Raw genomic sequence first — 12,248 nt, forward strand, 5'->3', positions numbered from 1 at the left:
GCCCGCGCGGCTGCAAAGCGCGAGGGTTCGACAGTAGCGCTAGGTAGCGCCACCGGATCCAGATCTGTCATCGAAGCCTCCTCGTCGCAACAGCGCGACCACGCGATACCCCCACCTTCGTGACCGCACGCTCCCAACGATGTCGTTTCGCATCAGGACTGAATAGGTGCCCGCCCAGCCAAGGTCAAGCTCCGTCGTTGCCGGGCTTCGGCAGCCCAACAAGTCTTGACGCACTTACAGCCCACCCCACGGCAGCGGGTTGGGCTGTAAGTCTTGTTGAGTCTTAGGTGCTCCAGCAGGGGCGGCGCGAGGCAGTGGCGGCCGGTCAGACGAGGGCGAAACCGCCAGACCAGGAGATCTTCTCGCCGACTGCGAGCGTGAGCTGGAGGAAGCCGAGCGCCTCGAGTTCACGAGCACGGCTGAGGGGCCCGGCATCGACCGCGCGCAGGCCGCCAGCGGAGACGACACCGGCCAGCAATGCCTTCGCGTCGGCGTCGTCGCCGGCGATTGACACCGTCGTCGGAACGTCACCGACCTCACCAGAGGCCAGGGTCGCGGCGAAGGTGGTGTTGAAGGCCTTGATAACCCTCGACTGGGGTAGCGCCGCCGCGATCTCGGCGGCGGCGGAACTGTCCGCGGGGACGACGAGCGAGTCGAACGTCTCGAAGTTCAGCGGGTTCGTGATGTCGACGACGATCTTGCCGGCGAGTTGATCACCGCGCTCGGCGATGACCTGCGCCACGACCGGGTACGGCACGGCCAGGACGACGATCTCGCCGGTGACCCGCTGATCCTTGTCGGCGGAGCCGAACAGCTCGACAGTGTTGCCGCCCTTGGCGACGACGCTCGCGATCGCCTGCCCCATGTTTCCAGATCCGATGATGCTGACATGTGCCATGACTACTCCTTGCTGAACGTTGAATGGTTGTCGCTACAACTATTACTGTAGCACGAAATAGTTGTAGCGACAACCAAACCCTGTCATGATGGTCGTTGTGACGACACGATGGCTTGACGAGACTCAACTGAGCGCGTGGGTGCGGCTGGCCGCCGTACTCGAACTCCTGCCCGGAGTCCTTGATTCGCAACTGCGGCGGGACGCCGGACTGACGCACTTCGAGTACTACGTGCTCGCCATGCTCTCGGAAGCTCCGGATCACACCTTGCGCATGACATCCCTTGCACTGCAAACGAACGCCACTCTCCCCCGGCTGTCCCACGTCGTCAAAAGACTCGAGGACCGGGGTCTGGTCGAGCGCTTTCCATGTCCGGAGGATGCTCGCGCGACCAACGCGCGACTGACCCCGGAAGGCTGGAACAAGGTGCGCGAGACTGCACCAGGCCACGTCGCCACAGTCAGACAGCACGTCATCGACGTCCTGACGCCGGAGCAGCTCACCCAGCTCAACGCGATAGCCGACTCGATCCTGGGCACCCTGGATCCCGATGGCAACCTGGCCGCGCTCTACCACCGGTACGACGCATCACCCGAAGGCTGACGCCTCCGTCGTTTCGGCTGGCACATCGTCGCGATCTGCGTGGCTCGACCACCGAGGAAGGCTCGGTCCGTCAGGCTCCGATCTCCTCGGCACGGTGACAGCGGGCACAGTAGCGGGTATGCGGCACGATTCGCAGGCGCTCCAGGCTGATGGCCGCTTCGCACAGCTGGCATTCGCCGTACTGGCCGGTGTTCATTTGGATCAATGCGGACTCGATGTCGCCCAGTACCTTCACTGCTGCTGCGGTTAGCTGGCCTTGAACCTCAATCCGCGCCGCGGTGCAGCGCGCCTGCGGCTGACCCGGCCTGGTCGGGTCCAAGAGATCGCGCAGTTGGTTCTGGCGGAAGTGGCGCTGTTCCTGCAGCCTGATCTTCAGGCTGGCCAGTTCGTGGGCAGGCAGCCGCCACTTGCTCAGGGCAACTATCTGATCGGCCACCATCGGACCTCCTCCACAACCTCGAGGGGAACCCATCTGTCAGCCATCCCGGTGGTTGCTGTGCCCGTCCGCCGCTGTCGCGGCCGGTGGAATGATGACGACTGGGACGGAGGCCTCGTGAGCGACCTGCTGGCTGACCGACCCGAGCAACAGTCCGGCGAAGCCGCCCCGCCCGCGTGAGCCGACGACCAGGAGGGATTTGTCCTGTGCGGCTCCGATAAGAGCTGGTGCGGCGGGGCCCTGGACGAGCAGTTGTTCGGGTTCGCCCGCGAGCCCGGTGAGGTCCGCCGATGCCACGCTGTCGGCCAGCGTTTGTCGTGCCGTCTCTGCGAGCGTGGCAGGGTCGGCCAGGAGTGGGGCGTACGGGGACATCAGGGCTGCGGTGGGTTGCTGCCATGCATGAACGATGACGAGGCCGGTGCCGCGTAGCGTTGCCTCAGCCACCGCCCATTCGAGCGCTTGCTGTGCGCTCTCGCTGCCGTCGATGCCGACGACGATCTTCTCCATCACTCCTCCGGTATCTGAGGTTTCGTTGAACGTGTCTTCTGTTGCTGTCGCGGTGCTTCGCTCCCGCGATCCGGTCACCCTTGTCCGCACACTCACTGACCGGGACGTCACTGCGCCGAGCGCTCTCGCTCGGAACCCCGCAGCTCAGCACCGTGTTCGGTGGCGTGACGGCCGGCGCCGGGCGCCTTCTTGGCCGAGCCCTTCTCCTCCATCCGGTAGGCCCACCCGATACCTCCGACACAGATGAGGGGCGTTACCACCCCGATCAGGGCCAGCAGCGCCATGTCGATCACGTCGAACGTCGCCGTACTCATCGCTTCCTCCTCCTCACTGAGAACATCAAGCTTTATCGCTACATGCTATGTAGCGTAAATCAGCGTGGATCTATTCCCGGAGGGGGAGGGTGACCACCCCGTAGAGCCACCGTTGCCGGTGGTCGGCCATGACGACGTTCACGGATCGCCGGGCGCGGCACTACCCGTCAGCTGACCCCGATGACAGGGTCGATGCCTCGGTGAGCGAGTGCCTAAGCGGAGCGATGACATGTTCAGCAGAACCGCGGTTCGGGGCCATCGAGCGGTGCTCGTCGGGGTCGACGGGTCTGTGTCTGCCCAGGGCGCACTGGCCTGGGCCGCCGGGGAGGCCTCGTACTGGCACTGTCCATTGCGTATCGTCCACGCCTTCAGTTCCCCGACCATGGGCGATCCGGTGGACATGACCGTCGTCGGACCTGTGAATGACGGTGTCCGATCGGCGGCTGAGTGGATCGTCAGCGAGGCGGCGGACTATGCGCGGCAACTGACCCCCAGCATCAGGATCACTGGTGAGTTGTTCGTGGCCGGCGCCGCAGATTCCTTGCTGCGCGAGGCGCGCGATGCCGATCGTTGTCGTGGGCAGCCGCGGCCTCGGCGGCTTCCATGGTCTTCGAGTCGGGTCCGTGAGCGCGACGGTAGCAGCCCACGCTCCGTGCTCGGTGATCGTTGTCCGGCCGCGGCCGGACGGAAGTGCGTTCCCGGCCACGCCGACAGGCCGGCGCAGGCCCAAGCTTCAGCTCGCCGCATCCAGCCGGACCTCAAGGACCTGTCATGACGTCGGCATCAGCACCTCCGCCGCCTCTCGTTGCTCTAGGCAACGATAGGCGGGCCAGCGCGTCAAGGTTGCCACGCCGGGTCGGCACAACCTGTGGGTAGTCCGCCCCACTGTGGTTGTGCCGACCCGGCCTCCTTCGGGGACCTGGACACGGCCGCACCTTGTGCTCTGGTTGTCAGGGCCGGTACTGCGTTGTCAGCCGTCGTCTCGGTGGTCTCCGGTACACCGCCACCAGTGGACTTGGTGGTCTCAGGAGGAGTTGAGCGTTCCAGAAAACGGAGCAACTCGACCGGGAACGGGAGGACCAATGTCGAATTCTTCTCCGCAGCAACCTCGACGACCGTCTGCAGCAGCCGCAACTGCAGCGCAGCCGGATGGTGCGACATCACCTCGGCCGCCTGGCCCAGCTTCTCCGACGCCTGCAGTTCGCCGTCCGCCGTGATGATGCGGGCACGACGCTCCCGCTCCGCCTCAGCCTGACGCGACATCGACCGCTTCATCGTCTCCGGAAGCGCGACATCCTTGATCTCCACCCGTTCAATGTGGACGCCCCAATCCAACGCCGGGCTGTCGATCATCAACTCCATCCCCTGATTGAGCCGTTCCCGGTTCGACAGCAGGTCGTCCAAGTCACTCTTCCCGATGATGGAGCGCAGCGAGGTCTGCGCGACCTGGCCGATGGCCGAGACGTAGTCCTGCACATCGACGCCCGCCCGGACCGGATCGATCACACTGAAATACACGACCGCGTCGACGCGAACCGTCACGTTGTCACGCGTAATGCCGTCCTGCGCGGGAACAGGCATCGTGATGATCTGCATGTTCACCTTCTGCAACCGGTCGGCGAACGGCACCAGCAAAGCCAAACCAGGCTCCCGGATCGTCGGAAGCACCCGACCGAATCGAAAGACCACGCCTCGCTCGAACTGCCTGACCACACGAAGGCAGGCTGCCGACCCGATCAGGCCGACGACAACGGCTGCGAGTAGTAGGTAGAGGACGATCATCACTGCTCCATTGGGAAAGGCACCCGCGGTTGCGCCATCACCGGGTGGGTCAGCTGTTCATTCAGCGAAACGTCAGCGTCCTGAGCGGTCTGCATGCGTCGGCTCACCAGTTCGCCGGTGGATCGCTGGCCGGGAACGAGTCGATTCCCCACACATCCACGATGTCCGGCCCCAGCTGGTGGGATTCCTTGACGTACTGGCACGGCAGGCACAGGCCGGCCATCGGAATGGCTTGCAGTCGGTCCACGGAGATGGCGCGGCCACAGCGTTGACACACACCGAAGGAACCGATCGCGAGGCGGAAGAGAGCAGCATCGATCTCAGCCAGGACGGTCCTGGCCCCGCTCATCAGCGCGGCGGTCACCTCGCCTTGGACATCGTCAGCGGCGCCTGCTGCTTGGTACGACAGGTCGGTGAGCTGATCGAGACGAAAACGACGCTGTTGCTCGAGCTCACCGCGGAACCACTGCAGGTCGACGGCGTGTCGGCCACGTGGTCCGCTGGACGGCGCTGCCTGATCCAGATGACTCATCGAAACCTCCTCATGGCGTCAGATCGCTGAGCCGCCGACAGCTACGGCGAGCTTCCGATCCGCACCAGGCCACGATCGCGCCAAATGGACGGGCGCAGTACGGCGTCGACCGGCGAACGTCGGACGCTCTGGTTGCCGAGAATCGGCAACCTCGCCCGCGGACCTTGGTTTCTATCGTAATACGACATATTTTCGAAGCGAGCCTTGCCTGAGACGGCGCACCGGCCGAGTGCGGCTGGGTACGAGGGCTGGGTCTCGCCGCTGCGCCGTCCGGCAAGGGGCGATGTCCGGAGACACCCCCCGCACAAATGGGTGTCAGGCCCGATGGTCTCCGCTCGGCGCTTCGGTCATGGTGGTGCTACGACGCAGTCACAACCCGACCAGCGTCCTCACCAGCCGGCGTGTGCGATACCTCCGTAGCGCACGCCGGCTGCCAGCATGCGCCCGCTGGCCCCGGTCATGAGAGGAACACAATGATCGAGCGTCCGCAGCTCGGAGCAGGGCGGCGCCGTGGCACGTCGTCCGGCGGCCGATGCCTCGCACTCGATCTCGGCAGTGCGCGTACCCGCGCGTGGATGCCCAAACGCGGCCTGGTACTGGATGCACCCACCATGACGCCCGCCGAAGCCGGCTACCCCGTTCGTCGCGGCAGCATCGTCGATGCCGCCGGCGCGACACGCATGCTCGATCGCCTCCTCAACAACCGCAGCGCTCCAGGGTATCGACCGGCGATCGTCGTCATGACCATTCCAGTCTTGTTCACCGACGCTGATCGAAGCGCCGCCCTGACCGCGGTCGAAGTGCTCCAGCCGCGCACCGTGCTGACCATCGAAAGCGTCAAAGCCGCCGCTCTCGGAGCGGGTGCCCACTTCGTCAAACCTCTCCTCGTCGTCGATCTCGGAGCCGACCTGACCGAAGTGGCTGTCCTGAGCAACGGCTCGCTGATCGAAGCACGCCGAACCCCGCTCGGCCTCAGCGACTTCGGCAACTCGCTCACGGCCGATGATCTCGTCGCATCTGTTGGCGACATGGTGATCGAGCTCTTGCGCCAGGATTGTGGTCCCCAGGTGGTCGACGCCCTCGAGAGAGGGCCACTCCTCACCGGCGGCGGCGCGATGCGCCCGGCCATCACCTACCGAATCGCCAAACGGCTATCCACTCCGATCCGACCAGCGCCGGCACCACACACCGTCGCCGTACGCGGCGCGTGCGCGGCTATGCTCGCCGTCGACCGTCACCCAAGCTCGGCCTGAACCAACCTGATTACAGCGAGAAGGTCCCGGGATGCTTGTATCCCGGCGCCCAGAGCGGCGGATAGTCGTAGTACACATACACATCCTCGTAGTACTGCTGCTCGAGGACCGCATCCGGGTCGTACGCCGGACCCGCCGCAACCCGAATGCGTTCCGGCGAGATCTGCACGACGCTGTCGCCCACCCGGGTGATCGCGTCAGCCGGGACCAGGCGCTCCCCTCCTCCGAAGCCGAGGAAGGCGCCGCAACTGACCTCGATGAAGCGGACCCTGCGCTCGTCCTCATCGATGATCAGTCCGTCGACGTTGCCGACCTCGTCGCCGCTCAGATCCTCAACCGTGCGTCCGCGGATGTCGACTTCCGAGTCAGCCAAGGTCAGATCGGTGTCTTCCAGTCGAACCAGCGGGTGTGTCACGTCGTTCGGCGCCGAGGGCCGTCAGTCATGAAGGGGTTTGGCGGTCCAGGAAGTCGAGGATGCGGGGACCGACCAGGTCCGCGTGGGTGTGCTGGACGGTATGCCAGGCGTGGTTGACGATCAGCCACTCGGCGCCGGGGACATGCCTCTTGAACGCGATCATCTGCTCGGTGTTGGCAAACGGATCCGTCTCTCCTGCGATGAACAGCGCCGGGGTCGTGATCCGTGCGAGGTCGGCCTCGGAGAAGTTGGGGCTGGTCGAGGCCATGGCCACGATCTGTCGCATCAGCTCGCGCCAGTAGCCAGCGCCGTGGTGTCGGTCGTGGCGGCGAGCGAGGTCGGACGCCCACTGGGGGAACAGCCTCTCTGCGGTCTCGGGTTCGGCATTGCGCAGGGCCTCGCGAATGGGTTCGTCCACGCGGAAGTTGGTGCCGACACAGACCAGGCTGCTCAGGATCTCGGGGTTGTCGAGGGCCAGATGGAGACCGGTGATGCCGCCGTCGCTGACGCCTGCGAAATGGACCGGACCCAGCTCAAGCGCGTCCACGAAGGCACGCAGGTCGGTGGCGAGGAGGTCGTAGCTGAGTCGCCCCGCGGGGTTGCCGCTGCGTCCGTGGCCGCGGTGCTCCAGCGCCAGCACCCGGTAGTGCTCGGCGAACGTCGGGATAAGCGCGGACCAACTGGCCTCGGCATCGTCGAGGGAGCCGGAACCGCCGTGCATCAGCACCAGCGGGGTGGCGTCCGGCGCACCGGATTCCTCGTAGTAGAGGTCGAGGTCGTTGGCGTGCACGAAAGGCATAGGTCATTCATGTCACATGGCGGTGCGGCCGAGCACCTGGATTTCCCCGGCAAGGGCCCTCCGACCTGAGGCCACGGCACGATCTCCAACTCCATCCAGCCATGCAGCAGCTCGTGGTGCCGTTCTGGGCGAAGGACATCAAGAACGGCCCACACCGTGGAACCAGGATCCAGGCGCAGGGTCAGACTGGGATTGAGTCGTAGCGGGCAGAGATCGCTTGGCGGGCGGCCGGGTCGCGGATCGCGTTCGGTGGCAGTTCGCCGAGCTCGAAGAACATCTCCTCCAACCCACCCGGCACCATCAAGGTCAGGAACCGGCCGCCGCCTTCGGCCGCGGTGATCGTGTGCGCCGTACCCTGCGGTACCAGGATGTACGTTCCCGGGTCCGCCACGATCGCTTCCTCTCCGACGGTGAACGTGAACCGGCCGTCCAAGACGAAAAACGACTCCTCGAACTCGCGATGCAGATGCGGCACCGTCCAGGCGCCCCCGCTGGTACCCCAGAACTCTGTCAGTGCGAACGCGTCCGTGCTGTCGGCACCAGCCAGCAGCCGCATCCGCGCGACCCCGAGATCCACCGTGCGCCCATGCCCCGACGCCACCACATGCGCCTGTCCCGGCACGACCATCTGACCCACCCCCTTCTCCGAAGGTCGGCACGACGCCGACCTGCTGCTCTCAACGTCCCGCTGATCACACGGCGGGGCAACATCAAAATCTGAAGTTGCCATCTGGGGCCGACGGGGTGACGCTGGCAGGGTGCGGAATTACAGTCAGTTCTGCCCGATCGCCAGGAGCTCCGAGCTGCTGGCGGAACGCTGGACGCCGATCATCGTCCGCAACCTGCTCAACGGCTGCCGCACGTTCAACGAGATCCGGCAGGGGGCTCCGGGCATCTCAACCGCCCTGCTGGCTCACCGGCTCGACACCTTGGAGCGGCACGGAGTCCTTGTCCGCACCGTGAACTCATCCGGCCGCGGCGTGACGTACGAGCCTACCGAGATGGGACTGGCTCTACGGTCGGTCCTGGATGCGATGGGGCAGTGGGGCGCCCAGTGGCTGGAGATCGAACCGAGTCACGTTGACCCGGCGTATGTGCTCTGGGCCACGCTCAAGCTCATCGACGTCGACCGGATCCCCGCGCAGACCACGGTGATCCGGTTCGAGCTGAGCGACCGACCATCGGACCGCTACTGGCTGATCCTGCGCCATCCGCAGCCGGAACTCTGCACCCGCCCCAGCGGGTACTCGGAAGACATCGTGTGCCGCACCGACTCGAACACTCTCGTCGACCTCCACCTGAGCCGACTGACCTACCCCGCCGCGATCCGCGCCAACCGCCTCGAGCTGCTCGGCCCACCCCACCTCACCCGTCAGTTCCGAAGCTGGTTCGGCACGAGCCCCTTCGCGCCCTTCATCCCGCCAATGCCGACGACAGCCCTGCGGACACGTCCGGCCGGGCCGCCCTCGAGCTAAGGATCATGGAGCTCGGGTACGGGGTCTAATCTCCGCAACCAGGGGGCGGCCTGTGTCCTGAGGGTCGGACGTAAGTCCGCTCGTACCGCTGGGAGTGGGCGTTATCGGAACCTGCGCTACTCCAGTTAACCGGGCGAAACGGCTGTTCTCACCGGGTTTGGGCATTCGCCGCCGTCATAGGGATGCGAGCAAGGCGAGGAGCTTGGCGTGCGCGTCGGCCTGGGCGGCGTGGGTGCCGGCCACGGTGCCGCCGAAGCGGGTGAGGGCATCGTCGGTCAGGCTGGCGTAATAGGCGGTGAGGCCGCCAACGAGGTGACCGGCGTCGGGATAGCGCAGTACCGTCACTGGATGGGCGAACCGGTGTTCCCGCAGGCGCGTGGTGATGGCGTCGACGTAGGCACACGACGGCCAGGACACGTCTTGTGCGCCGCAGGCGAGCAGGACCGGGCCGCGGATGCGCTCGACCGGGATGACCGCCTGCGGCTTCCCGGGCGGGTTGGGTTGCCCGAAGTCGGACGGGCTGACGGCCGGGAGAGGGCGGCCGCGCAACGTCCAGGCCGGTTGGCCGCCGCCGGGCCCGCCCGCCGGGTTCACGACCGAGCTGGGAACGCCGGCGACGACGCCGTTGACTAGCCGCGGGAAGTGCGCGCCGAGCAGCAGGGCGACCTCACCGCCGCGCGAGTGCCCGCTGACGAGGACATGTCGGGGGTCCACCCCCGGTTGGGCGCGCAGCACCTGGAGTGCCTTGGTGAAGTACTCCAGGGGGATATTGGTGAGGGTCGGAGGCAGGCTCGGTGCGTCGAAGTAGGCCAGGGCCAGGCTCGGATAACCGCGGGCCGCGAGCAGTCCCGCGGCGAAGCTGGTGGTGAGGCCACCCTCGGAGCCGCCGAACATCAGTACCGCGGGGCGTCGAGCCGCCATGGTCTTGGGCAGGTACAGGTTTCCGTAGATACCGTCCGTGGCCGGGCGCAACTGCTTCTCGACCGCGCCGACCGCGGTCGGGCCCTGCCGTCGGGCGATGGCCTTGGCAACCTCGCGGTCGTCGACCATAGCCCGGAGGGTGACGTCGTAGCCCGCAGGAGAATGGATGAAGCCCTCGAGTGTGGAGTCTCGCGGGGGTGCCATGAGTGTGAACAGGCCCATCGGGTTGACCCCGGAGTAGCTGCCGCCCAGCGATGGCTGGCCCAGCGACACCTCCCCCGTCGGGGTCGCCTGGAACTGGGCCGACGATGACCAGGTGGACCCGGTCGTATCCACGGTCTCGGCGGTGATCGTCGTCTTGGCCTCGGCGGGAAGTCCTCGCACCGACACGGCGACCGGTTCATCCACCAGCGCCGCCTGCGGTGACACCGACATCGACGCCTGCGTCTTGGCGCGGTCGCCGTCGCTGGTGCATCCGGTCAGCCCGGCGGCAACCGCCATCGTTGCGATGAGCACCTGCAGCCGCCGTGCCCACCAAGACCCAGCACGCACACACCCAGGATAGGCGCCCACCGCCCGCGCGGCGGGCGACCGCCGGTATACCGATCCGCGCCATCGCAAACGCTTGACGGTGCGTGCAGGCTCAACCGGCGCGGTAGAAGGTCTTCGTCGCGCGGGCCACGACCGATTGCAGGCCGACCAGATCCTGCTTGCGGCCGGCCGCCGTAATCTCCACGGTGGCCGTGGTGGGCCGGCCGTAGTCCGTGGTCCAGCGGCTGATCACCAGCCGGGTGCCCCCGGTGTCGTCGGTGTAGGTGTAGGTCAAGGTCTTGGTGTGCAGGACGTCGTAAGGCTCGCCGTTGGGGTGTAAACGCGGTGTCAGGCCGTCGACGATGGAGAGGACACGGAAGCCCTTCGTCCCTCGGAGTGCGGCGATCCTCTCGTTGACCATGTCCGCCCTGGTCTTCGTTCCTGGGAGGACGCAGTTGATCCGCAGCACCCAGAGGCCGTTGCTGCCGCTGAACTTCGCGTGGTAATCGGCGAGCTTTGCCTTCGGCCAGCCCTGCGGCACCTGGGCTCCACAGCCGGACTCGTAGCCGGGCCCGGACACGCCCCAGCCGTCGTACTGGTATGTCACCTGACCGGGCTGGAGCGGCGGTGCGCTGGTGGCGGCCGCAGCCGTGGCAGGCAGGCGCGTGGCGGGCAGGGGCGGGGCGGGCAGGGGCGGGGCGGGCAGGGGCGGGGCGGGCAGGGGCGTGGCTGTGCCGGTCCGACCGGCGTGGGCGATGCCGAATCCCCCGGCGGCGAGTGCGGCGACGACGGCAGTCACGCCGGCGGTACGCGCGAGGCTGAACCTCATGGTCCTCCCTTGCTGATGCTGGCTGATCGCATCGGTAGCTGCGAGCACTTGGACAGCCCCTGGGGCGGAAAAGTTCGAGCCGCCAACACCCGTTGCCGAAGGCAACTCTCAGTCACCGGGATCGGTTACCTCGACGTGGATGCCGAGGACCCGACTCCACGTGTCCGTGCGGACGGTGGAAAGTCAGGCGAGGACGGCACATCCTGCGCCCCCAGTTCGCCGTCGCCTTCGAGGCGTCCGGGCTCCGGAGTTCGCCAGTTGACGCCTTCAGCGGAAGAGGTCGAGGCCATTGCCGATCATGACGGCGGCCAGCACCACCAGGAGAACGATGGTGATCGTGTGGAGATTGGTCAGGAGCCAGGTTTCGAGGGACTTCAGGGTCTGCGCCGACCTGTCCGCCCCGAGTACGACGACCGCCACCAGCGGAACGAGAACTGTCAGCGAGGCCGCGGTGACGAAGACGGCCGCGGCGCCGATCACCGACCCAGGACCAAGGCCTGCTCCACCGAGGTAGCTCCCGGCGCTCACGACCAGCGGAAGGTTCTTGAGGTTCGCCCCGACTGCAGCGGCACCTGTCACCACCAGAGCGGGTGCGGAGAGTGTCACGATGCGATCGACGATTGCCGGCCGAGGTGGCGGCACATCCGGCTCCGGACGACGATGCCAGTACCTGACCGCGAGAATCGCGAACAAGACACCGACCGCCAGCTGGACAAGGTCGACGCCGTCACGCGCCGCCTCCCCGTTGTCCTCGGCAACCGCATCAGTGAGCCATGCGACCAGTCCGATGGCGATCGCCAAAGCGCCGAGCCAGCCGGCCGCAAAGCTCAGCCCGGCACGGACCGGTTGGGGGGCCAACAGCACCAGCACGATGCAGACCATCGGCACCGGACTCAGGGCGATCGCCATCGCCTGCGGAAGAACCGCACCAACGACGGGCCACAAGCTGACCACG

General features: G+C 66.6%; 15 protein-coding genes and 1 pseudogene. 4 read left to right on the forward strand and 12 right to left on the reverse strand.

The features are described 5' to 3' along the window. Positions 1-325: 325 nt before the first annotated feature. Positions 326-898 carry an NADPH-dependent F420 reductase gene (locus AB0F43_RS06515; RefSeq protein ID WP_360471486.1) on the reverse strand — a complete coding sequence of 191 codons (573 nt, stop codon included), beginning with the start codon at positions 896-898 and terminating at the stop codon, positions 326-328. Between the two features lie 97 nt (positions 899-995). Between AB0F43_RS06515 and AB0F43_RS06520 the strand changes: the two genes are divergently transcribed. Further along, the gene (locus tag AB0F43_RS06520; protein WP_360471488.1) at positions 996-1,499 is read left to right on the forward strand and encodes a MarR family transcriptional regulator; all 504 of its coding nucleotides are present in this window, start codon (positions 996-998) and stop codon (positions 1,497-1,499) included. 70 nt (positions 1,500-1,569) lie between these two features. Here the strand turns inward: AB0F43_RS06520 and AB0F43_RS06525 are convergent, their stop codons facing one another. The 3 genes from AB0F43_RS06525 to AB0F43_RS06535 form a co-directional block, all read right to left on the reverse strand. Then, positions 1,570-1,938 (reverse strand): TraR/DksA C4-type zinc finger protein, encoded by a 369-nt coding sequence (locus AB0F43_RS06525; RefSeq protein WP_360471491.1) that lies wholly within the window; start codon positions 1,936-1,938, stop codon positions 1,570-1,572. A gap of 36 nt (positions 1,939-1,974) precedes the next feature. Further along, a complete protein-coding gene (locus AB0F43_RS06530; protein WP_360471494.1) occupies positions 1,975-2,442 on the reverse strand; it encodes a universal stress protein in 468 nt (155 codons plus the stop codon). Positions 2,443-2,549: 107 nt separating this feature from the next. Further along, positions 2,550-2,756 (reverse strand): hypothetical protein, encoded by a 207-nt coding sequence (locus tag AB0F43_RS06535; protein ID WP_360471497.1) that lies wholly within the window; start codon positions 2,754-2,756, stop codon positions 2,550-2,552. A gap of 229 nt (positions 2,757-2,985) precedes the next feature. On the opposite strand from AB0F43_RS06535, the pseudogene AB0F43_RS06540 reads away from it, so the two are divergent. Then, positions 2,986-3,580 (forward strand): annotated as a pseudogene (locus AB0F43_RS06540) (universal stress protein). A 13-nt stretch (positions 3,581-3,593) separates the two neighbouring features. Here the strand turns inward: AB0F43_RS06540 and AB0F43_RS06545 are convergent. Then, positions 3,594-4,538 carry a slipin family protein gene (locus AB0F43_RS06545; RefSeq protein WP_360471500.1) on the reverse strand — a complete coding sequence of 315 codons (945 nt, stop codon included), beginning with the start codon at positions 4,536-4,538 and terminating at the stop codon, positions 3,594-3,596. Between the two features lie 103 nt (positions 4,539-4,641). Next, on the reverse strand, positions 4,642-5,070 hold the full coding sequence (locus AB0F43_RS06550) for a TraR/DksA family transcriptional regulator (protein ID WP_360471503.1): 429 nt from the start codon (positions 5,068-5,070) through the stop codon (positions 4,642-4,644). A 473-nt stretch (positions 5,071-5,543) separates the two neighbouring features. Here AB0F43_RS06550 and AB0F43_RS06555 point away from each other — a divergent pair, with 473 nt between their 5' ends. Beyond that, positions 5,544-6,323 (forward strand): rod shape-determining protein, encoded by a 780-nt coding sequence (locus AB0F43_RS06555; RefSeq protein ID WP_360471505.1) that lies wholly within the window; start codon positions 5,544-5,546, stop codon positions 6,321-6,323. 10 nt (positions 6,324-6,333) lie between these two features. Here AB0F43_RS06555 and AB0F43_RS06560 read toward each other — a convergent pair whose 3' ends face one another. From AB0F43_RS06560 to AB0F43_RS06570, 3 genes are all read right to left on the reverse strand, one after another. After that, on the reverse strand, positions 6,334-6,696 hold the full coding sequence (locus AB0F43_RS06560; RefSeq protein ID WP_360471507.1) for a PRC-barrel domain-containing protein: 363 nt from the start codon (positions 6,694-6,696) through the stop codon (positions 6,334-6,336). A 67-nt stretch (positions 6,697-6,763) separates the two neighbouring features. Then, positions 6,764-7,537: an alpha/beta hydrolase gene (locus AB0F43_RS06565; RefSeq protein ID WP_360471510.1), complete on the reverse strand. Its 774-nt coding sequence runs from the start codon at positions 7,535-7,537 to the stop codon at positions 6,764-6,766. 181 nt (positions 7,538-7,718) lie between these two features. Further along, positions 7,719-8,165, reverse strand: coding sequence for a cupin domain-containing protein (locus AB0F43_RS06570; RefSeq protein ID WP_360471512.1), 447 nt, complete (start codon positions 8,163-8,165; stop codon positions 7,719-7,721). Positions 8,166-8,295: 130 nt separating this feature from the next. Here AB0F43_RS06570 and AB0F43_RS06575 point away from each other — a divergent pair, with 130 nt between their 5' ends. Continuing rightward, complete coding sequence (locus AB0F43_RS06575; protein WP_360471515.1) at positions 8,296-9,012, forward strand: helix-turn-helix domain-containing protein; 717 nt, start codon at positions 8,296-8,298, stop codon at positions 9,010-9,012. Positions 9,013-9,186: 174 nt separating this feature from the next. Here AB0F43_RS06575 and AB0F43_RS06580 read toward each other — a convergent pair whose 3' ends face one another. The 3 genes from AB0F43_RS06580 to AB0F43_RS06590 form a co-directional block, all read right to left on the reverse strand. Next, positions 9,187-10,485 carry an acyl-CoA thioester hydrolase/BAAT C-terminal domain-containing protein gene (locus tag AB0F43_RS06580; RefSeq protein WP_360471516.1) on the reverse strand — a complete coding sequence of 433 codons (1,299 nt, stop codon included), beginning with the start codon at positions 10,483-10,485 and terminating at the stop codon, positions 9,187-9,189. Between the two features lie 91 nt (positions 10,486-10,576). Then, positions 10,577-11,293 carry a hypothetical protein gene (locus AB0F43_RS06585; RefSeq protein WP_360471519.1) on the reverse strand — a complete coding sequence of 239 codons (717 nt, stop codon included), beginning with the start codon at positions 11,291-11,293 and terminating at the stop codon, positions 10,577-10,579. 267 nt (positions 11,294-11,560) lie between these two features. Then, positions 11,561-12,247: a GAP family protein gene (locus tag AB0F43_RS06590; RefSeq protein WP_360471522.1), complete on the reverse strand. Its 687-nt coding sequence runs from the start codon at positions 12,245-12,247 to the stop codon at positions 11,561-11,563. Position 12,248 lies beyond the last annotated feature (1 nt).

The sequence above is a fragment of the Kribbella sp. NPDC023972 genome (genome assembly GCF_040639075.1).
Lineage (GTDB): Bacteria > Actinomycetota > Actinomycetes > Propionibacteriales > Kribbellaceae > Kribbella.

Bases quoted from the DNA above. Each gene is read 5' to 3' on its own strand.
- AB0F43_RS06555 (WP_360471505.1), top strand. From the start codon at position 5,544: ATGATCGAGCGTCCGCAGCTCGGAGCAGGGCGGCGCCGTGGCACGTCG.
- AB0F43_RS06585 (WP_360471519.1), bottom strand. From the start codon at position 11,293: ATGAGGTTCAGCCTCGCGCGTACCGCCGGCGTGACTGCCGTCGTCGCC.
- AB0F43_RS06550 (WP_360471503.1), bottom strand. From the start codon at position 5,070: ATGAGTCATCTGGATCAGGCAGCGCCGTCCAGCGGACCACGTGGCCGA.
- AB0F43_RS06530 (WP_360471494.1), bottom strand. From the start codon at position 2,442: ATGGAGAAGATCGTCGTCGGCATCGACGGCAGCGAGAGCGCACAGCAA.
- AB0F43_RS06525 (WP_360471491.1), bottom strand. From the start codon at position 1,938: ATGGTGGCCGATCAGATAGTTGCCCTGAGCAAGTGGCGGCTGCCTGCC.
- AB0F43_RS06565 (WP_360471510.1), bottom strand. From the start codon at position 7,537: ATGCCTTTCGTGCACGCCAACGACCTCGACCTCTACTACGAGGAATCC.
- AB0F43_RS06570 (WP_360471512.1), bottom strand. From the start codon at position 8,165: ATGGTCGTGCCGGGACAGGCGCATGTGGTGGCGTCGGGGCATGGGCGC.
- AB0F43_RS06545 (WP_360471500.1), bottom strand. From the start codon at position 4,538: ATGATCGTCCTCTACCTACTACTCGCAGCCGTTGTCGTCGGCCTGATC.
- AB0F43_RS06515 (WP_360471486.1), bottom strand. From the start codon at position 898: ATGGCACATGTCAGCATCATCGGATCTGGAAACATGGGGCAGGCGATC.
- AB0F43_RS06535 (WP_360471497.1), bottom strand. From the start codon at position 2,756: ATGAGTACGGCGACGTTCGACGTGATCGACATGGCGCTGCTGGCCCTG.